General features: G+C 69.4%; 15 protein-coding genes. 11 read left to right on the top strand and 4 right to left on the bottom strand.

The features are described 5' to 3' along the window. Positions 1-42 precede the first annotated feature (42 nt). A complete protein-coding gene (locus OXR60_RS01090; RefSeq protein WP_267393193.1) occupies positions 43-666 on the bottom strand; it encodes a YitT family protein in 624 nt (207 codons plus the stop codon). 182 nt (positions 667-848) lie between these two features. Here OXR60_RS01090 and OXR60_RS01085 point away from each other — a divergent pair, with 182 nt between their 5' ends. Together OXR60_RS01085 and OXR60_RS01080 are read left to right on the top strand one after the other, a co-directional pair. Then, a complete protein-coding gene (locus OXR60_RS01085; protein ID WP_267393191.1) occupies positions 849-1,295 on the top strand; it encodes a GFA family protein in 447 nt (148 codons plus the stop codon). Then, positions 1,276-2,037 (top strand): alpha/beta hydrolase, encoded by a 762-nt coding sequence (locus OXR60_RS01080; protein ID WP_267393189.1) that lies wholly within the window; start codon positions 1,276-1,278, stop codon positions 2,035-2,037. The genes OXR60_RS01085 and OXR60_RS01080 overlap by 20 nt, the downstream gene beginning before the upstream one ends. A gap of 365 nt (positions 2,038-2,402) precedes the next feature. Here OXR60_RS01080 and OXR60_RS01075 read toward each other — a convergent pair whose 3' ends face one another. The 3 genes from OXR60_RS01075 to OXR60_RS01065 form a co-directional block, all read right to left on the bottom strand. Beyond that, complete coding sequence (locus OXR60_RS01075) at positions 2,403-2,984, bottom strand: hypothetical protein (protein WP_267393187.1); 582 nt, start codon at positions 2,982-2,984, stop codon at positions 2,403-2,405. A gap of 88 nt (positions 2,985-3,072) precedes the next feature. Then, positions 3,073-4,524, bottom strand: a complete 1,452-nt coding sequence (locus tag OXR60_RS01070) for an AMP nucleosidase (RefSeq protein WP_267393186.1) — start codon at positions 4,522-4,524, stop codon at positions 3,073-3,075. Positions 4,525-4,712: 188 nt separating this feature from the next. After that, positions 4,713-5,192 (bottom strand): peroxiredoxin, encoded by a 480-nt coding sequence (locus OXR60_RS01065; protein ID WP_267393184.1) that lies wholly within the window; start codon positions 5,190-5,192, stop codon positions 4,713-4,715. Positions 5,193-5,299: 107 nt separating this feature from the next. Between OXR60_RS01065 and OXR60_RS01060 the strand changes: the two genes are divergently transcribed. From OXR60_RS01060 to trxA, 9 genes are all read left to right on the top strand, one after another. Beyond that, entirely contained in the window at positions 5,300-5,860 is a 561-nt protein-coding gene (locus OXR60_RS01060; protein WP_267393182.1) for a YqgE/AlgH family protein, read from the top strand. Between the two features lie 112 nt (positions 5,861-5,972). Next, positions 5,973-7,394 (top strand): adenosylhomocysteinase, encoded by a 1,422-nt coding sequence (gene ahcY / locus OXR60_RS01055; RefSeq protein WP_267393180.1) that lies wholly within the window; start codon positions 5,973-5,975, stop codon positions 7,392-7,394. 162 nt (positions 7,395-7,556) lie between these two features. Next, a complete protein-coding gene (locus OXR60_RS01050) occupies positions 7,557-9,890 on the top strand; it encodes a PAS domain-containing sensor histidine kinase (protein ID WP_267393178.1) in 2,334 nt (777 codons plus the stop codon). Next, complete coding sequence (tsaE, locus tag OXR60_RS01045; RefSeq protein WP_267393177.1) at positions 9,887-10,327, top strand: tRNA (adenosine(37)-N6)-threonylcarbamoyltransferase complex ATPase subunit type 1 TsaE; 441 nt, start codon at positions 9,887-9,889, stop codon at positions 10,325-10,327. Before OXR60_RS01050 ends, tsaE begins: the two co-directional genes overlap by 4 nt. Next, positions 10,324-11,289: a phosphotransferase gene (locus OXR60_RS01040; RefSeq protein ID WP_267393584.1), complete on the top strand. Its 966-nt coding sequence runs from the start codon at positions 10,324-10,326 to the stop codon at positions 11,287-11,289. Before tsaE ends, OXR60_RS01040 begins: the two co-directional genes overlap by 4 nt. After that, positions 11,286-12,041 (top strand): nucleotidyltransferase family protein, encoded by a 756-nt coding sequence (locus tag OXR60_RS01035; RefSeq protein ID WP_267393176.1) that lies wholly within the window; start codon positions 11,286-11,288, stop codon positions 12,039-12,041. Before OXR60_RS01040 ends, OXR60_RS01035 begins: the two co-directional genes overlap by 4 nt. Beyond that, positions 12,034-14,979 carry a double-strand break repair protein AddB gene (gene addB / locus OXR60_RS01030; protein ID WP_267393175.1) on the top strand — a complete coding sequence of 982 codons (2,946 nt, stop codon included), beginning with the start codon at positions 12,034-12,036 and terminating at the stop codon, positions 14,977-14,979. The genes OXR60_RS01035 and addB overlap by 8 nt, the downstream gene beginning before the upstream one ends. Then, positions 14,966-18,394, top strand: a complete 3,429-nt coding sequence (addA, locus tag OXR60_RS01025; RefSeq protein ID WP_267393174.1) for a double-strand break repair helicase AddA — start codon at positions 14,966-14,968, stop codon at positions 18,392-18,394. Before addB ends, addA begins: the two co-directional genes overlap by 14 nt. 61 nt (positions 18,395-18,455) lie before the next feature. Then, entirely contained in the window at positions 18,456-18,779 is a 324-nt protein-coding gene (gene trxA / locus OXR60_RS01020; protein ID WP_267393173.1) for a thioredoxin TrxA, read from the top strand. Positions 18,780-18,795: the final 16 nt, after the last annotated feature.

Genomic DNA, 18,795 nt, shown 5'->3' with positions numbered 1-18,795 from the left:
GCCAGCCGTCACCCCGGCCTGCGCTGGGGTGACGTGGCCGGCTCAATGGCCGATGTACCGCCCCGGCCGGTGCCAGGCGATCAGGATCAGGCTGATCGCGACCGCGCTGAGCGCCGACCAGGCAAGCTGCCTGCCGCTCACCACCGGGATCGCCGCCGCCAGGATCAGCACGTCGAGCACGATCTGCGTCCGCCCGGCGTTCCAGCCGCGGGTGCGCTGCAGCCACAGGGTGATCACCCCGGTGCCGCCGACCCCCGCCTGGTGCCGCGCCAGCACCAGGATGCCGAGCCCGATCACGGTGCCGCCGACCAGCGCCGCAAACGCCGGATGCACGCCGACGACGCTGATCGACACCCGCGATAGCGCCGAGAAGCTCGCGATGCCGAGGTTCACCAGCATCGATTTCACCGCGAACCGCCCGCCCATCACCTTGTGCGCGAACACGAAGAACGGAATGTTGATCAGCGTGAACAGCACGCCCGCGGGCAGCGGCACCAGATAGGAGAGGAGCAGCGCGATCCCCGCGACGCCGCCGGTGACGAGCCCAGCTGCCTTGAGGAAGATCAGCCCCAGCACCAGCAGCACGCAGCCGATCACCAGCGCATAGGCATCCTCGGCGACGCTATGGGGACGTCCAAGGGGAAGGGAATCGGCGCGCGGCTGCATCGGACCTCGGTGATAAGGGGCGAGTACCTCTCCGATCGCTCGCTTCTGCCGGCGAACCACCGCTAGTGGCGCGTTTGCCGGGCGCGATCCAGCCCTGCCGCAGCAGGGCGAAGCAAATTCCTCGCCGCCCGCCGTCTCGGTCCGGTACAAGCAGGGCCCCTGTTCGCGACAAGGAGGACGCGATGACCACGATCATGACCGGCGGCTGCCAGTGCGGCCGGATCCGCTATGCGGCGCGGGTGGCGGATACCGACGCCTATCTGTGCCACTGCCGGATGTGCCAGCGCGCCACCAGCGGCGTCTCGATCGCGCTCAAGGGCATCGACACCGCCGATCTCACCTGGACCACCCAGCCGCCCGAGCGCTATCGCTCGTCGCCGTTCGCGCGGCGCGGCTTCTGCTCGGCCTGCGGCACCCCGCTCACCTATGAGTCGGACGATCATCCGGCGATGGACCTGACCGTCGGCAGCTTCGATGATCCCTCGCACTTCCGCCCGGTCAGCCACTCGGGCGTCGAGAGCTGGCACCCGGAATGGCTGGACACGCGCGACCTTCCGACGCAGCGGACCGACCAGAACCAGCGCATCAGCAACAAATGGATCGAGACCCTTGGCCACCTCCCCGATTGAACCGAGCTACGTCACCAGCTTCGACGGCACCCGCCTCGCCTGGCGCGAGATGGGTGAGGGGCGTCCGCTCGTGCTCATCCACGGCTATTTCTCCAATGCCGAGGTCAATTGGATCAAGTACGGCCATGCCGCGCTGATCGCCGCGCGCGACTTTCGCGTGATCATGCCCGATCTGCGTGGCCATGGCGCCAGCGATCGCCCGCATGATGCCGCAGCCTACCCGCCCGATGCGCTGATGCGCGACGGCTTCGCCCTCGTCGAGCAGCTCGGCCTCACCGATTATGATCTCGCCGGCTATTCGCTCGGCGCGCGCACCGCGGTGCGGATGCTCGCCAACGGCGCTACCCCCCGGCGCGCCGTGCTGTCGGGGATGGGGCTGCGCGGTATTCTCCACACGGCCGGTCGCGGCGGCTATTTCCGCCATGTGCTCACCAATCTCGGCCGCCACGAGCGCGGCAGCAGCGAGTGGCTGACCGAGGCGTTCCTCAAGACCACGGGCGGTGATCCGGTGGCGCTGCTCCACGTGCTCGACACCTTCGTCGACACCCCGCTCGAGGCGGTCCGGCAGATCGCCGTGCCGAGCCTGGTGGTCGCCGGCGTCGATGACGACGACAATGGCTCGACCGTCGATCTCGCCGCCGCGATGCGCCATGCCCGCGCCGCGGTGATCCCCGGCAATCACATGAGCGCCGTCACCAAGCCCGAGCTCGGTCAGCAGATCGCGGATTTCCTGACGGAATAGCGCAGGGCGGTGGTGGACCGGAGCCATCCAACAGCATCGGCCTGTCGCCCGCCCCGAGGGTCATTCGTCCCCGATCGTCGTCCGCCCCTATCCGTCACCCCAGCGAAAGCTAAGGTCTCCCCGTGGCGCGCGAACGGGCAGCCTCGAGGAGATGCCAGCTTCCGCTGGCATGACGGTGTGAGTGAGGGCTCGGCGCGGCGGCCACCCGATCTCAGCCGTCAACCCAGCAAAAGCTGGGGTCTCCCCCTTGGCCAGCAATCGGCAGGCTCCAGGCAATGCCAATCTCCGCTGAGTGTAACGATGCGGCAAGACGCCCATGGCAGTCGCACGTCGACCGCCCCGCCACCTCACTCCGGAACGCTGTTCTAGTCGGCAATCCCGGCTTCGAACGACTTGGACGAATCCGTGCCGTCGGGCTGATGCGCGCTGCCGCTGAGCAGCGGCACCTTGGGCGTACTGCCGCGCAGCGCCAGCAGGGCAGCCGCGGTCGCGGCGCCGGCTGCGGCGATGCCGCCGGCGATGGCGGCGACGCCCCAGTTGCTGCCGGCCTTGGTCGGCTTGCGGGCCGGCGACTTGCGGCTCGTCTTGGCGCGCGGCGCCTTCGCGGCCGCGGGCTTGGCGGCGGACGACTTGGCGCCTGCCGACTTGCTCGCCGATGCGGCCGGCTTGCGTGATGCGACCGGGGGCGTTGCGCGCTTGGTCGAGCGCGGCTTCACGGCCTTCGCCGCCGAGCTCAACGCGCCTTCCGCCTTGCTGACGGCAGCCTTGGCCGTGGTCTCGGTCTTCTCCACCGCCGATTTCACCGCCTCTTCGGCCGCGTCGACCGGCGAGCTGCCGGCCGCCGACCGCGCCGGGGTCTTGCGCGCGGTGGACGCCTTGCGCGGCGCGCGCCGGCGCGGGGTAGCGGGGGTGTCGGTCTTGGGCGTGTCGGGGGTCTCGTCGGCCACGGCTATAGCTCCCTGAAATGATTCGCTACCGTAACGCATTAACCGCCGATGGTTTCCCCGACATCCTCGCCGGCGGTCCGACCGCGCCTCAGCGGAACGGCGGCTCGTCGAACGCGCGCAGCTTGCGGCTGTGCAGCTTGGCCCCTTCGAGCCGCAACTGCTCGCAGGTCTCGATCCCGATCCGCATATGCTCGCTGATCGCGCGCTCGTAGAAACGGTTGGCCTGGCCCGGCAATTTGAGCTCGCCGTGCAGCGGCTTGTCGGACACGCACAGCAGCGTGCCATAGGGTACGCGGAAGCGGTAACCCTGCGCGGCGATCGTCGCCGACTCCATGTCGATGCCGACCGCGCGGCTCAGCGAGAAGCGCAGCGCCGAGCGTGAGTAGCGCAGCTCCCAGTTGCGATCGTCGGTGGTCACGATCGTCCCGGTCCGCAGCCGTCGCTTGAGTTCCTCGCCCGATTGCCCGGAGACGATCTCGGAGGCGCGCGCCAACGCCTGCTGGACCTCGGCGATCGCGGGCACCGGGATTTCGGGCGGCAGCACGTCGTCGAGCACATGGTCGTCGCGCAGATAGGCGTGGGCGAGCACATAGTCGCCGATCCGCTGGCTCGGGCGCAGCCCGCCGCAATGGCCGATCATCAGCCAAGCCTCGGGGCGCATTACCGCGAGATGGTCGCAGATCGTCTTGGCGTTGGACGGGCCAACGCCGATGTTGACCAGGGTAATGCCGGTGCGGTCGTCCGCCATTAAATGATAGGCCGGCATCTGGTGCCGCCGCCACGCGCTGTCGGACACGATTGTGTCGACGTCCTCGGCGCGCTCGATCATCACATTGCCCGCGCCCGACAAGGCGGTGAACCGGCTCGGGCTGCCATCCTCGCGCGGCCCCAGCTGCGATGCCGCCCAGCGCACGAACTCGTCGACATAGCGATGGTAGTTGGTGAACAGCACGAAACGCTGGGTGTGCTCGGCGGGCGTGCCCATATAGTGGCGCAGCCGCGCCAGGCTGAAGTCGGTGCGCAGCCCGTCGAACAGCGCCAGCGGGCGGACCTCGTCGTGCGGCGCCCACAATCCGTCGGCGATCTCGTCACCGATATGCGCGAGCTCGGTGGCGGGGAAGTGCCGCGCCAGCTCGGTCGCCGAGACGGTGTCGAGGCTCAGCGCATGGCCGGGATCGAGCACGTAGGGGAAGGGGATCTCCTGCCGCCCCTCCACCGCCGCGACATCGACGTCATAATCCTCGATCAGCAGCGTCAATTGCTCGGTGAGGTAGTCCGCGAACAGCCCCGGCTTGGTGACGCTGATCCGATACTCGCCGGGCGACACCAGGCGGCCGAACGAGCGCAGCGGCGCCGGGCGATCGTCGCTGCCGCGGAAGGTGAGGTGGATCTCGGGATAGGCGAACGAGCCATCGCGGCGCGTTTCGGCGGCTGGCGGTGTACCATCGCGAAGATAGGCGGTGAGCGCGGCCTGGAGGCGGTCGACCGAGGCGCGATACAGCCGGTCGAGGTCGGAGACGATCTGGGATGCAGTTGACATCCGGGATTGTTACGCGGGCCGGGTGACAGAGGCAAGACGGCGGGCAGCGCCGCCTCGCGCCGCCTCACCGCCCACCGTCATCCTGAACTCGCTTCAGGATCCATGGCCCACCCGCCGCCGCACGCCAGCCGGCAGCGCAAGCCATCAACACCGAACCACGTTCAGCATGACGGCGGCGGCAACGCAGGTCACATCGCGCCGAGCAGATACTCCGCCGAGCTGACCCTGAACTCGCCGCCCTCTTCGATGTTGAGCTGTTCCACCACGCCGTCCTTGACCAGCATCGCATAGCGCTGGCTGCGCGTGCCCATGCCGAATTTGCTGCCATCCATGGTCAGCCCCAGCGCCTCGGCGAAGGCCCCGTTGCCGTCGGCGAGCATGGTAATGCCCTGCGCCTCGGCGGACTTCGCCCAGGCGCCCATCACGAACGCGTCATTGACCGAGGTGCAGGCGATCTTGTCGACGCCCTTGGCCTTGAGCTCGTCGGCCTTGTCGATGAAGCCCGGCAGGTGGCGCGCCGAGCAGGTCGGGGTGAAGGCGCCGGGAACGGCGAACAGCGCGACCGTGCGGCCGGCGAAGAAATCGTCGGTGCTGACTTGGTCGGGGCCGTCGGCGGTCACCTTGACCAGGGTTGCGGTGGGCAGTCGGTCGCCGACGCTGATCGTCATCATCCATCTCCTGTCCGCCGAAGCTGGCGGGCGGCGTCTTCCTCGGCGAGGCGGGCGGCGAATTCAAGCATGGTGGCGCGGGTGGACCGCGCCTATGGTGGGTCATCATGATCCAACCCGTTTATTTGTCCGGCCAATTCCTTCTCGCCATGCCGGCGATGACCGATCCGCACTTCGAGCGCGCGGTGATCGCGATGTGCGCGCACGATGCCGAGGGCGCGATCGGCATCGGTCTTGGCGCGGTGATCGACGGGCTCGGGCTCCACGATCTGCTCGATCAGTTCGAGATCGACCATGGCGTCGCCCCCGATGCGCCGATCCATTTCGGCGGCCCGGTCGAGCCGCGCCGCGGCTTCGTCGTCCACACGCTCGATTGGGGCGGGCAGGACACGATCGACGTCGGCGGCCGCTGGGCGTTGTCGAGCACCGTCGACGTGCTGCGCGCGATCGCCGAGGGCAACGGACCGGGGCGCTATGTGGTCGCGCTCGGTTATGCCGGCTGGGGCGAGGGCCAGCTCGATGGCGAGCTCGCCCGGCCCGGCTGGTTCAATCTGCCGGGTGATGAGCGGCTGCTGTTCGACGTCCCCGCGCCCGAGCGCTGGACCGCGGCCTTTGCCGATGCCGGGATCGACCCGCGGCTGCTGGTCGCCGCCACCGGCACCGCCTGAGACATCATATAAAGATATCTTTATATTTGATTTGGGGCGGCCGGGTCGCTACTTGGGCGGCTTGCGCGCATGTCGATATGCGCGATGTTAGCGAAGATTGAGGAGAATTCCCGTGGCCACCGCGCTCGCAGCCGAACAGCATGACTACGTCATCAAGGACATCAGCCTTGCCGCCTTCGGCCGCAAGGAGATCGATATCGCCGAGACCGAGATGCCCGGCCTGATGGCGCTGCGCGACGAGTTCGGCGCGTCGCAGCCCTTGAAGGGCGCGCGCATCACCGGCTCGCTGCACATGACGATCCAGACCGCGGTGCTGATCGAGACGCTGGTCGCGCTCGGCGCCGAAGTCCGCTGGGCAACCTGCAACATCTTCTCCACCCAGGATCACGCCGCCGCCGCCATCGCGGCCGCCGGCATCCCGGTGTTCGCCGTTAAGGGCGAAACGCTGGCCGATTATTGGGACTATGTCGGCGATATTTTCAACTGGGGTGCCGGCACCACCGGGCAGACCGCCAACATCATCCTCGACGACGGCGGCGATGCCACCATGTTCGCGCTGTGGGGCGCCAAGCTCGAGGCCGGTGCGTCGTTCGGCGAGCCGGAGAATGACGAGGAGGTCGAGTTCCAGCGCTCGGTGAAGGCATTCGTCGCCAAGTTCCCGGGCTACCTCACCGAGACGGTCAAGAACCTTAAGGGCGTCTCGGAAGAGACCACCACCGGCGTCCACCGTCTGTACGAGATCGCCAAGAAGGGCGAGCTGCCGTTCCCGGCGATCAACGTCAACGACTCGGTGACCAAGTCGAAGTTCGACAACCTCTACGGCTGCAAGGAATCGCTGGTCGATGCGATCCGTCGCGCCACCGACGTGATGCTCGCCGGCAAGGTCGCCGCGGTTGCCGGCTTCGGTGACGTCGGCAAGGGCTCGGCGCAGTCGCTCCGCAACGGCGGCGCCCGCGTCCTCGTCACGGAGATCGACCCGATCTGCGCGCTGCAGGCGGCGATGGAGGGCTTCGAGGTCGTCACCATGGACGAGGCCGTCCAGCGTGCAGACATCTTCTGCACCGCCACCGGCAACGCCGACGTCATCACCGCCGATCACATGAAGGCGATGAAGCCGATGGCGATCGTCTGCAACATCGGCCACTTCGACAGCGAGATCCAGATCGCCGCCCTCTCCAACTATGAGTGGGACGAAGTGAAGCCGGGTACCGATCTGGTGAAGTTCCCCGACGGGAAGCAGATCATCATCCTCGCTAAGGGCCGCCTGGTGAACCTCGGCTGCGCGACGGGCCATCCCTCGTTCGTGATGTCGGCGTCGTTCACCAACCAGACGCTGGCGCAGATCGAGCTCTTCACCAAGGGCGAGAACTACAAGAACGAAGTCTATGTGCTCCCCAAGCATCTCGACGAGAAGGTCGCCGCGCTCCACCTCGAGAAGCTCGGCGTCAAGCTGTCGAAGCTCACGCCGAAGCAGGCCGGCTACATCGGCGTGCCGGTGGAAGGCCCGTTCAAGCCGGATCACTACCGCTACTAAGCGGCAGATCCAGCCGAACAGGTAAGAGGGCGGGGCTTCGGCTCCGCCCTTTTGCTGTGGCCCACACTCGCGGCCGTTGCTTTCGCCCCGCGCAGCGTTGCAATAGAGGTGCTTGGCGGCTCATGCGCGCCAGAGGGGTAATCGTTGATCCAGCTTTCGGTGATGGCAGCGGTTGGATGCGGCGCGGTGATGGCGCTGTTGATCGCTGGCGCCGGCGTGGCGCTGTTCACCGGCTGGCGGCAGCGCGGCCAGGCGCTCGCGCTCACCGCCGGGAGCCGCGAAGCCGAAGCGCTGCGCAGCGCCGCGCCGGCGCTTGCGATGCTGGTCCGTGCCGACGGCCGCGTCGAGCTGCCGGCGCGAATGGTCGACTGGCTCGGCCTCGCGGTGGCGCCGCGCTTCATGGTCGATCTGGTCGGTGACGACGTCGGCCTCAGCAGCGACGAGGCCGCGGCGCTCGGTGCGGACGTGCTCGCCGCCCAGCGTGCCGGGCGCAGCTTCACCCGCGCGCTCCATCCGCAAGGCTCGGGTCGTGCGATCACCGTGCGCGGCAGCCGCGCGCCGGGCGAGTTGGGCGCCACCGGCGCGGTGATCCTGTGGGCTTTCGACGCCACCGATACCGAGGCGGAGATCGCGCGGCTGGGCGGCGAAGCCTCGCGCCTTGCCGCAGCGTTCGACGCGCTAACCGGGCTGATCGAGGCGGCGCCGTTGCCGATGTGGTACCGCGGCGCCGACCTGAAGCTGTCGATGGTCAATTCGGCCTATGTGACGGCGGTGGAAGGCGGCAGCGCTGCCGAGGTGATCGCCCGCGGGGTGGAACTGGTCGAGGGCTCCGCACGCGGCGGACCACAGACCGGCGCCGCCGAGGCCCGCGCCACCGGCCGCCCGCATCAGGACATCGTTCCTGCCACCATCAGCGGCGAGCGGCGCTCGCTCCAGGTGCATGACGTGCCGCTGCCCAATGGCGGCGTCGCTGGCTTTGCCGTGGACATCGAGGATCTCGAACAATCGCGTGCCGGCGCCAAGCGCTTCGCCGAGGCGCAGCGCGCGATGCTTGATCGCCTCTCCGCCGGGGTCGCGCAGTTCGGCGCGGACCGGTCGCTGGTGTTCTGCAACCAGCCGTTCCGCCGCATGTTCGCGATGCGCGCCGAATGGCTGGCGGATCGCCCCGAATTCGATCGCGTGCTCGAGCGCATGCGCGAAGCCAATCGGCTGCCCGAGGTGCGCGACTTCCCCGGCTGGAAAGCCGAGCGCCGCGAATGGTTCGTGCCGGGCGAGGGGGCAACCGAGGAGAATTGGCACCTCACCGGCGGCACCCACCTGCGCGTGGTCGCTCAGCCGCTGCCCGACGGCGGGCTACTACTGATCTTCGAGGACCGCACCGAGCAGGTCCAGCTCGCCAGCGCACGCGACACGCTGCTGCGCGTCCGCACTGCGACGTTCGACAATCTGTTCGAGGCGCTTGCGGTGTTCGCCACCGACGGCAAGCTGCAATTGTGGAACAACCGGATGCGCGCGCTGTGGGGCTTCGAGGAGGAGTTCCTAGCGGCTCATCCGCGCGTCGACGCCTTCGCCGAAGCGGCGGCCGCGAAGCTTGCCACCCCCAATCGCGCGGTGCTGATCCCCGAGCTCGTCAAATCCGCCACTGCCGAGCGCCAGCAGCGCACCGGCCGGGTTGCCTTCGCCGATGGTCGTCACTTCGAGTTCGCCGCGGTGCCGCTGCCGGACGGCAACGCGCTCCTGACCATGCTCGACATCACCGACAGCCGCCGCGCCGAACAGGCGCTGCGCGACCGCGCCGACGCGCTGGAAGCGGCGGACAAGGTCAAGACGCAGTTCGTCGCCAACATGAGCTACGAGCTGCGCACGCCGCTGACCTCGATCAGCGGCTTCGCCGAGATGCTGCATGGCGGCTACGCCGGCAAGCTCTCCACCGCGGCCGAAGGTTATGTGGAGGCGATCCTCGACTCGGTGGAGCGGCTGGGGCTGCTCGTCGACGATGTCCTCGATCTCACCCGTGGCGGCGGCAGCGCGGATATCGAGCGCGAGGACGTCGATCTCGCCGCGGTCGCGCGGGCGGCGGCGGACACGCTGATGCCGGCAATCCGGCGGCGGAAGCTCGATCTAGCGCTCGAGATTTCCCGCTCGGTGGGTCGGGTCACCGGCGATCCGCGGCGATTGCGTGAGGTGATGGAGCATCTGCTCCGCCACGCCGTCGCCGGCACGCCCGAGGGCGGCCGGGTGCTCCTCCACGCCGACGGCAGCGCCACCGCAGCGCGAATCGTGGTGTCGGATGATGGCTTTGGGATGGACACGGCCACTGTCGCCAGCGCGTTCGACCGGTTCGCAGCGCCAGGCATGCAGCCGACCGGCGAACGGGCGCTCGGGCTTGGCCTGCCGCTCGCCAAGCAGTTCGTCGAGGCGCATGGTGGCAGCATTGATCTCGTCTCCGAACCAGGGGAGGGCACCTTGGTCACCATTGAGCTGCCGCGTCGATGACTCGCTTGGCCGATAGCCAAGCAACCGAGGCGTTCGGGGCGGGGCTGGCGGCGCTGGTCCGCCCGGGTGATGTCATCACCCTCAATGGTGACCTTGGCGCGGGCAAGACCACGATCGCGCGCGGGCTGCTCGCCAGCCTCGGGCTGATCGGCGAGGCGCCAAGCCCGAGTTTCGCGATCGTCCAATCCTATGCCCCGCCCGAGACCCGGCTGCCGGTGCTGCATGTCGATCTGTATCGGATTGAAGACGCTGGCGAGATCGACGAGCTCGGGCTCGACGATGCCCGGTCCGATTCGCTGATCCTTGTGGAATGGCCCGAGCGGGCGCCCGGATGGTGGTCGGATGCGCTGGCGCTACACCTGGAGACAGCTCCGGACGGCGCACGAATCTTGACAGCGCAGGTACCCGCGTCATGGAAGCCGCGATGGCCGATATGATCCCGCCCGCCGGCGCTGCCGCCTTTCTCGATGCGCACGGCTGGGGCGGGGAGATCCGGCCACTCGCCGGCGATGCCTCGTTTCGCCGGTATTTTCGCGTCCACGCGGGGGATCGCAGCGCTATCCTGATGGACGCTCCGCCGCCGCATGAGGATCCGCGACCGTTTATTGCCATCGCCGAGTGGCTAAGCGACCATGGCTTCGCCGCGCCGACCATCTATGCCGCCGATCTCGAGCAGGGCCTCGTGCTGATCGAGGATTTTGGCGACGATCGCCTGCGGGAGGCGGCCGATGCGGAGCCGTTGTCCGAACTCGCGCTTTACGCACCTGCGATCGACCTGCTCGTGGCCTTGGCCAAGCAGCCCGCGGGCGCACTGCAGCCCTACGATCGCGCCGTGCTGCACCGAGAAGTGACGCTGTTCGTCGACTGGTATTGTGATGCGGTGGGCATCGTGCCCGATCTCGAAGGCTATCGCGAGGCCTGGGACGCCGTGTTCGACCACGCGCTCACCGCCGAGCCCGTTACCGTGCTGCGCGATTACCATGCCGAAAACTTGATGCTGGTTGGCCCCGACCGGCGGCTGGGGCTGCTCGACTTCCAGGACGCGCTCGCCGGCCACCCAGCCTATGATCTCGTCTCGCTGCTCCAGGATGCGCGCCGTGACGTCGCGCCGGCGGTGGAGGAGAAGATGCTCGCCCGCTATCGTGCCGCGACCGGCGCGAACGAGGCGTTCATGCAGGCCTATCATGTGCTCGGCGCACAGCGGAACGCCAAGGTCATCGGCATCTTTACCCGGTTGTGGCGACGCGACGGCAAGGCGCGTTACGCGGCCCTGTGCCCGCGGGTCTGGGCCTATCTCGAGCGCGACCTCGCCGAGCCGGTGCTGGCGCCGGTCGCCGCCTGGTTTGCCGCCAACATCCCTGCCGAACGGCGCGGCGACCCGCTGGTGCTGGCGCGATGAGCCGGCAGCGTAGCCTCCGCCCGGATCCGGGTGGGTTGGTGCCGACCACCGCGATGGTGATGGCGGCCGGTCTCGGCAAGCGGATGCGGCCTCTGACCGCGAGCCGCCCCAAGCCGCTGGTCGAGGTCGCTGGCAAGCCGCTGATCGACCATGTGTTTGATCGCCTGGCAGCGGCGGGCATCAAGCGCGCGGTGGTCAACGTCCATTACCTCGCCGACACGCTGGCCGCGCATGTCAGCAATCGCGACGATGGCATCGAGGTGGTGATCTCCGACGAGCGCCCGCAGCTGATGGAAACCGGCGGCGGGCTGGTCCAGGCCCGCGGCCTGCTCGGGGACGAGCCGGTGCTGGTGGTCAACAGCGACAATCTCTGGCTGGATGGCCCGGTCGATGCGATCAAGCTGCTCGCCTCGCGCTGGGACGATGCGGCGATGGACGCGCTGCTACTGGTGGTGCCTTATGCCCGCGCCAACAACCATAAGGGGCAGGGCGACTTCAACGTCGCCGCCGACGGGCGGATTACCAGCCGTCGCAAGCCCGGCCGCACCGCGCCGTTCGTCTACACCGGGATCCAGATCATCCACCCGCGGATCATCGCGGCCTGGCCCGAGGGGCCGTTCTCGACCAACCTGTTCTGGGATCGCGCGATCGCCGCGGGCCGCGCCTATGCGCAGGTCCACCAGGGCCTGTGGTTCGATGTCGGCACGCCTGCCGCCATTCCCAAGACCGAGGCGATGATCGCTTATGGCTGAGGCCGCCAAGCCTCAGCTGTTCACCATTCCCTCGCACCGCGCCTTTGCCGACGCGCTCGTCGCCGGGCTGATGCGTCGCGCAGGGTCTGACCCGCTGGCGCTCGCCCGGGGCATGGTGCTGCTCCCCAACAACCGCGCCGTGCGCGCGATCACCGATGCGTTCGTGCGGGCGAGCGGTGGTGGCCTGCTGCTGCCGCGGCTGGTCGCGCTCGGCAGCCCGGACCTCGGCGAGGCGGTCGGCGTGGCGCTCGATCCCGCCGACGACGATCCGCCACCGGCCGCGGTCGCGCCGATGCAGCGGCGGATGATCCTCGCGCGACTGGTGTTCGAGGAACGCCAGCGCAGCGGCAGCCCGATCGACACGGCCGAGGCGGTGCGGCTCGCCGGCGAATTGTGCGGCACGCTCGATCAGTTGCTGGTCGAGGAGATCGCGCCCGAGCGACTCCGCGACATCGATCTCGCGCCCGAGCTGACCGAGCATTGGCAACGCGCGCTCGCCACCTTCGGCATCGTCATCGAGAGCTGGCCGACCGAACTCGCACGGCTGGGCCTGATCGATGCGGCGAGCCGCCGTCGCATCCTGCTCGATCGGCTGGTCGCGCGCTGGCGCGAGACGCCGCCAACCGGCTTCCTCTGCGCAGCCGGCATCACCGATCCGGCGCCTGCGGTGACCCGGCTGATGCGCTGCGTCGCCGAGGCGCCGGGTGGCATGGCCGTGTTCGCCGGGCTCGACCTCGCGCTGCCCGACGAGGAATGGGAGGCGCTCGGGCCGCACCGGCCGGATCCCGTTACCGGGGTCGTCCGCCGATCGATCGAAACCCATCCGCAATTCCACCTCAAGCTGCTGCTCGACCGGATGGGCGTCGGCCGCGGCGAGGTGGCACGCTGGCGCGACGGCGGCGGTCCCGATGGCGGCGCCGCGCGCGGGCGTGCGATCGCCAACGCGCTCGCTCCTGCCGCCTTTACCGGCAAATGGACGGATCTCGCTGCCGAGGACCGCCGCCTGGTCGGGGTCAGCGCCGCCGAACTCGCAACCCCCGCCGAAGAAGCCCAGACGATCGCGCTGGCGTTGCGGGGGGCGCTGGAGGAGGCGGGGCGGACTGCGGCGCTGGTGACGCCCGATCGGGCGCTCGCGAGGCGCGTCGCGACGCATCTCAAGCGCTGGAACATCCAGATCGACGATACCGCGGGGCGGCCGCTGTCGATCCTGCCGCCGGGTACGCTGCTGCTCGCGCTTGCCGAGGCGGCGGCGCAGCGGTTCGCGCCGATGGCGCTGCTCGCGCTCGTCAAGCACCCGCTGGTGCGCAGCGGCGACGAGCGCCTGTCGTGGCTCGACGGCGCGCGCTCCCTCGATCGCCGGCTGCGCGGGCCCCGTCCTGCCGCCGGGCTCGACGGGATCACCGCGCATCTATCCGAGAAGCGCGGCACGCCCGGCGACTGGTGGCTGGACGTCGCCGGTCTGCTGCGCCCGATCGAGCTTGCGGTCGACATGGGTCGCCAGCCGACGGCGGCGCTGGTCGAGGTGCTGCGCACCACCGCGCAGGCCCTGTGCGGCGACGAACTATGGGCCGGGCCGGCCGGGCGCGCTGCGGCCGAATTCCTCGCCGACCTCGAAGCCGAAGCCGGCAACGGACCGCCGCTCATCGATCCCGACGGGCTCGCGCCGCTGCTGCGCGGGCTGCTCGACGAGGTCGCGGTGCGGCCGCCGCCCGGCTCGCATCCGCGGCTTGCGATCTACGGCGCGATCGAGGCGCGGTTGCAGACCGCCGACCTGATGGTGCTCGGTGGCCTCAACGAAGGCGTCTGGCCGGGCAAGCCCGCGCCCGATCCGTGGCTCGCGCCCAAGATTCGCGCGACACTGGGCTTGCCGGGACTGGAGCGCGGCGTCGGCGTCGCCGCTCACGACTTCGGCCAGGCGCTCGGCGCGCCCCAGGTGCTGGTCACGCGCGCGCGCCGGGACGCCGCGTCGCCGGCGCTGGCCTCGCGTCTGTGGCTGCGGCTGCAGGCGATGGCGGGCGACCGCTTCGTCCGGGCGGGCGCCCTCGAACGCTGGTCGCACGCGCTCGACCAGCCGCATGACTATGCGCCGGCGACCCGCCCTGCGCCGATGCTCGCCGCCGAACAGCGGCCCAAGGCGATCTCGGTCACCGAGATCGATCGCCTCAAGGCCGATCCCTATTCCTTCTACGCCCGCCGCGTGCTCGGACTGATGCCGCTCGACCCAGTCGACGCCGATCCGTCGGCGGCGTGGCGCGGCACCGCGGTTCACGACATCCTCGAGCAATGGTGGAAGCTCGACGCCTGCGCGGTGGATGCGCTCCACGGCCGCGCCATCGCCATGCTCGACGACGAGCGCACCCACCCGATGATGCGCGCCTTGTGGCGGCCGCGGCTGATGGAGGCGATCGACTGGATCGCCGGCCAGGTCGGCGCGCAAGCCGAGACGGACCGCGTCGTCGCCAGTGCCGAGGGCAAGGGCAGCATCACCGTCGCCGGCATCACCCTGACCGGGCGCTACGACCGGGTCGACCGGCTCGCCGACGGCAGCCTCGCCATCGTCGACTATAAGACCGGCAAGCCGCCCTCCACCGCGGCGGTCCGCGCCGGCTACAGCCTCCAGCTCGGCCTGCTCGGCGCGATTGCCGAACGCGGCGGGTTCGAGGGGCTGCACGGCAAGGCGCAGGCATTCGAATATTGGTCGCTCGGCAAGAACCGCGACGCCTTCGGCTATGTTGCGACGCCGGTCGATCCCGACGGCAAGCGCGACCGGATCGTCACCGCCGAGTTCACCACCATCGCCATGGCCAATTTCGTCGATGCCGTCGGCAAATGGCTCACCGGCACCGAGCCGTTCACCGCCAAGCTCGTCCCCGAATATGCCCCTTATGCCGAGTATGACCAGCTGATGCGCCGCGACGAATGGTATGGCCGTGAGTGACGCGCTCGGCACCCTGCCGCGGCTGAAGGGCAATCAGGCCGCCGCCAGCAACCCGCAGGCACATGTCTGGCTGTCCGCCTCGGCGGGCACCGGCAAGACCCAGGTGCTCGCCGCTCGCGTGTTCCGCCTGCTGCTGCGCGGCGTCGATCCCGGCGCGATCCTCTGCCTGACCTTTACCAAGGCCGGCGCCGCGGAGATGGCGCAGCGGATCAGCAACCGGCTGGCGGCCTGGGTGCGGATGCCGGGGCCGCAGCTTGCTGCCGACCTCGAGGCGCTCGGCGAACGCGCCACGCCGGCGATGCAGGCGCGGGCACGCACGCTGTTTGCCGGGGTGCTCGATGCGCCGGGCGGAGGCCTGCGCATCCAGACCATCCACGGCTTCTGCCAGAGCCTGCTCGCAGCCTTCCCGGTGGAAGCAGGCCTCACCCCGGGTTTCCGTCCACTCGAACCACGCGAGGAAGCGGTGCTCGCCCGCGAGACGCTGGCGGGGATGCTCGCCGATGCCGAGCGTCAGGGCCGCGAGCGCCCGATCGAGACGATCGGCGCGCTCAGCCTGCGGATGGGCGAGGGCGGGGCGGAAAGCTTCCTGCTCGCCTGCGCGCGGTCGCTGACGGCATTGGACGCGCTACCCTCGGGCATCCAGCCCTGGCTGCGGCGCACGCTCGATCTGCCGCAGGGCGACATCGGCGAGGCGATCGCCGCCGGGTGCGATGAGATCGACGGGGAGGTGATCGGCCGCCTTGCCGCCGCCAATCGCGCTTGGGCGACGGCGACCGGGCTCGGCCATGCCACCAAGCTCGAAACCTGGCTCGCCGCGGCGCCGGATTCGCGGGCGATGACGCTCAAGGAATTGCGTGACGCTGTGTTCACCGGCAAGGGCGAACCGCGCAAGGTCGCCAAGAAACAGCTCGACCATGAGCCCGATTATGAGGACCTCGCCGCCGAGCTCGGCAACCAGTGCCTGGCGTTGCTCTCGCTCACCCAGCGCGCCGCTTATGCCGATCTGCTCGCCGACGCGCTGGAGGTCGGCCGCGATTATGCCCGCGCTTATGCTGCCGCCAAGCGCCGCACCGGTGCGGTCGACTTCGACGATCTGATCGCGGTCACCGTGGCCCTGCTCGAACAGCCGGGCATCGGCGAGTGGGTCCGCTACAAGCTCGACCAGGCGACCGAGCATGTGCTGATTGACGAGGCGCAGGATACCAATCTCAGCCAATGGAAGATCGTCACCGCGCTGGCCGGTGAGTTTTTCGTCGGCTGCGGCATCTATGCACCGTCGACGCGGACGCTGTTCACCGTCGGTGACTTCAAGCAGGCGATCTTCGGCTTTCAGGGCACCGATCCGATCAACTTCCGCTGGGCCGAGGGCCATTTCCGTAGCCGCGCCGCCGAGGTTGAGGGCGACGACCAATGGCCCGAGCATGAGCGCGGCCTGCCGTTCGAGCAATTGTCGCTGACCCATTCATTCCGCTCCACCCGGACCGTGCTCGAATTCGTCGATGCCGCGATCGGCGCGATCGGCGAGCCGGGGCTCGGCATCGCCGGCGAGGTCGAAACTCATGCGAGCGAGGTCAGGGGGCCCGGCGTCGTCGAGCTGTGGCCGCCCGTGGTCGCCGGCGGCGACGACGAGGACGAAGAAGGCTGGATCGACGATACCGTCCGCGTACAGGCAACGCGGGTAGCGCGCGCGGTGCGGGACTGGCTGGCCGACGGGCTGATGCTCGAGAGCAAGGGGCGTCCGCTGCGGCCCGAGGACGTGATGATCCTCGTCAAGCGCCGCGGCGATCTTGCCTCGCTGATCGTCGCGCGCCTCTATGCCGAGGGCGTGCCGGTGGCCGGGGTCGACCGGCTGCGGCTCAACGCACCGCTCGCCGTGCAGGATCTGCTCGCGGCGATCCGCTTCGTGCTCCAGCCCGACGACGATCTGTCGCTCGCCGCGCTGCTGGTGTCGCCGCTGATCGGCTGGACGCAGGACGAACTGATGCAGGCCGCACCGCGCCCATCGGGCAGCCTGTGGCGGCACCTCGGCACCACGCTCAGCGAGGAGCGGGTGGCGCCGTTGCGGATGATGCTCGGGCGCGCCGATTTTGCCACGCCCTATCAATTTCTTGAGGAGCTGCTTTCCGGGTCGCTCGATGGCCGCCGCAAGCTGATCCGACGGCTCGGCGCCGAGGCGCGCGACCCGATCGAGGAACTGCTCAACGCGGCGCTGGCGTTCGAGACCACCTCCACACCGTCGCTGCAGCGGTTCCTCGATTGGTTCGATCGCGGCGATGTCGAGATCGTCCGCGATCCCTCGGCGCCGCTCGATGCGGTGCGGGTGATGACTGCGCATGGCGCCAAGGGGCTGCAGGCACCGCTGGTGATCCTGGCCGACGCCACCGTCGATCCCACCGCCGCGCCGCGGGCGCTGGTCAAATGGACGCCCGAGCCCGGTGCCGCCGCCATTCCGGTGTTCCGCCCGCGCTCGGCGGAACGCGGTGGGCCGCTCGATGCGGCGATCACCGCGATCGAGCATCGCGAGTTGGAGGAGCATTGGCGGCTGTTCTATGTTGCCGCCACCCGCGCCGAGGAGCGGCTGGTGATTGGCGGCGCGCTCGGACCGCGCGCCAAGGGCGTACCGCCGACGATGAGCTGGTACGCCGCCGCCGATCGCGCGCTGACCGCCTTGGGCGTCGCGCCGGAAGACGGCCCGCGCCGGTTTGTCGGCATCGTGCCGCAGGAGCCGGTCAAGGCCAAGCCAATGCCGCAGGGCAAGGCGCCTGCCGAGGAGCCGTTGCCGGCCTGGGCGCTCGAGCCGGCGCCCAAGGAAGCGCGGCCGTCGCGCCCGCTTGCGCCATCGTCGCTCGGTGACGACGAGGTCAGCGATCCACCGCCGAGCCCGGCAATGCGCGCCGCTGCCGAGCGCGGCCGGCTGCTCCACGCCTTGTTCGAGCGGCTGCCGCCGGTGCCCGCGAGCGACCGAGCGGCGGCGGCCGATCGCTGGCTGGCGGGGGCCGGCGGCGTCGGCGATGCGGCGCAGCGCGCCCGGCTGGTGGCGGATGTGCTCGCCGTGCTCGACGATCCGGCGCTGGCCGAGCTGTTCGGGCCGCATGCGTTGGCGGAAGCGCCGATCACCGCGGCGATCGAGGGCGGTCTGGTGGTGTCGGGCACGGTGGATCGGCTGCTGATCGCGCCCGACCGGATCAGGGTCGTCGACTTCAAGACGGCGCGGCGCCCGCCGACCGACGAGGGCGAGATCCCATCCTATCACCTGGGCCAGATGGCTGCCTATGCGCTCGCGCTTGGCGTGATCTTCCCCGGCCGGCGTATCGAGGCGGCGTTACTCTACACCAGCGGGCCGCGCTTGTTCGAGCTGTCGCCCGCGCTGCTCGCCGCCCACAAGCCCGGCTTGCAGCCGAGGGAGCAAAGCTAGGGCCATGGCCGTTGAGCCAGCCGCACCGGCATCCTAGATAGGCCGAGACAAGGAGTTCATTATGCCCACCAAGAAGATCACCGACGCCAGCTTCGATTCCGACGTGCTCAAGGCCGATGGCCCAGTGCTGGTCGATTTCTGGGCGGAATGGTGCGGCCCGTGCAAGATGATCGGGCCGAGCCTTGAGGAGATTTCAGAGGAACTCGGCGAGCAGGTGACGATCGCCAAAATCAACATCGACGAAAATCCCGATGCGCCCGGCCGCTATGGCGTGCGCGGTATTCCGACGATGATTCTGTTCAAGGGCGGCGCGCCGGCCGCGACCAAGGTCGGCGCCGAGCCAAAGGGCCGGATCAAGGCCTGGCTCGAAGGCGAACTCGCCTAAGCACCAAGGCTCCGGC

The sequence above is a fragment of the Sphingomonas sp. GC_Shp_5 genome (genome assembly GCF_026540855.1).
GTDB lineage: Bacteria > Pseudomonadota > Alphaproteobacteria > Sphingomonadales > Sphingomonadaceae > Sphingomonas.
Note: the sequence above shows the minus strand (reverse complement) of the source record. Positions and strands in the feature narration are given on the sequence as shown.

What these genes read in the sequence shown, in the direction of transcription:
- OXR60_RS01085 (WP_267393191.1), top strand. Translation starts at nt 849, where the DNA reads ATGACCACGATCATGACCGGCGGCTGCCAGTGCGGCCGGATCCGCTAT.
- OXR60_RS01090 (WP_267393193.1), bottom strand. Translation starts at nt 666, where the DNA reads ATGCAGCCGCGCGCCGATTCCCTTCCCCTTGGACGTCCCCATAGCGTC.
- OXR60_RS01065 (WP_267393184.1), bottom strand. Translation starts at nt 5,192, where the DNA reads ATGACGATCAGCGTCGGCGACCGACTGCCCACCGCAACCCTGGTCAAG.
- tsaE (WP_267393177.1), top strand. Translation starts at nt 9,887, where the DNA reads ATGACTCGCTTGGCCGATAGCCAAGCAACCGAGGCGTTCGGGGCGGGG.
- trxA (WP_267393173.1), top strand. Translation starts at nt 18,456, where the DNA reads ATGCCCACCAAGAAGATCACCGACGCCAGCTTCGATTCCGACGTGCTC.
- OXR60_RS01070 (WP_267393186.1), bottom strand. Translation starts at nt 4,524, where the DNA reads ATGTCAACTGCATCCCAGATCGTCTCCGACCTCGACCGGCTGTATCGC.
- addB (WP_267393175.1), top strand. Translation starts at nt 12,034, where the DNA reads ATGGCTGAGGCCGCCAAGCCTCAGCTGTTCACCATTCCCTCGCACCGC.
- OXR60_RS01035 (WP_267393176.1), top strand. Translation starts at nt 11,286, where the DNA reads ATGAGCCGGCAGCGTAGCCTCCGCCCGGATCCGGGTGGGTTGGTGCCG.
- OXR60_RS01040 (WP_267393584.1), top strand. Translation starts at nt 10,324, where the DNA reads ATGATCCCGCCCGCCGGCGCTGCCGCCTTTCTCGATGCGCACGGCTGG.
- OXR60_RS01050 (WP_267393178.1), top strand. Translation starts at nt 7,557, where the DNA reads ATGGCAGCGGTTGGATGCGGCGCGGTGATGGCGCTGTTGATCGCTGGC.
- OXR60_RS01060 (WP_267393182.1), top strand. Translation starts at nt 5,300, where the DNA reads ATGATCCAACCCGTTTATTTGTCCGGCCAATTCCTTCTCGCCATGCCG.
- addA (WP_267393174.1), top strand. Translation starts at nt 14,966, where the DNA reads ATGGCCGTGAGTGACGCGCTCGGCACCCTGCCGCGGCTGAAGGGCAAT.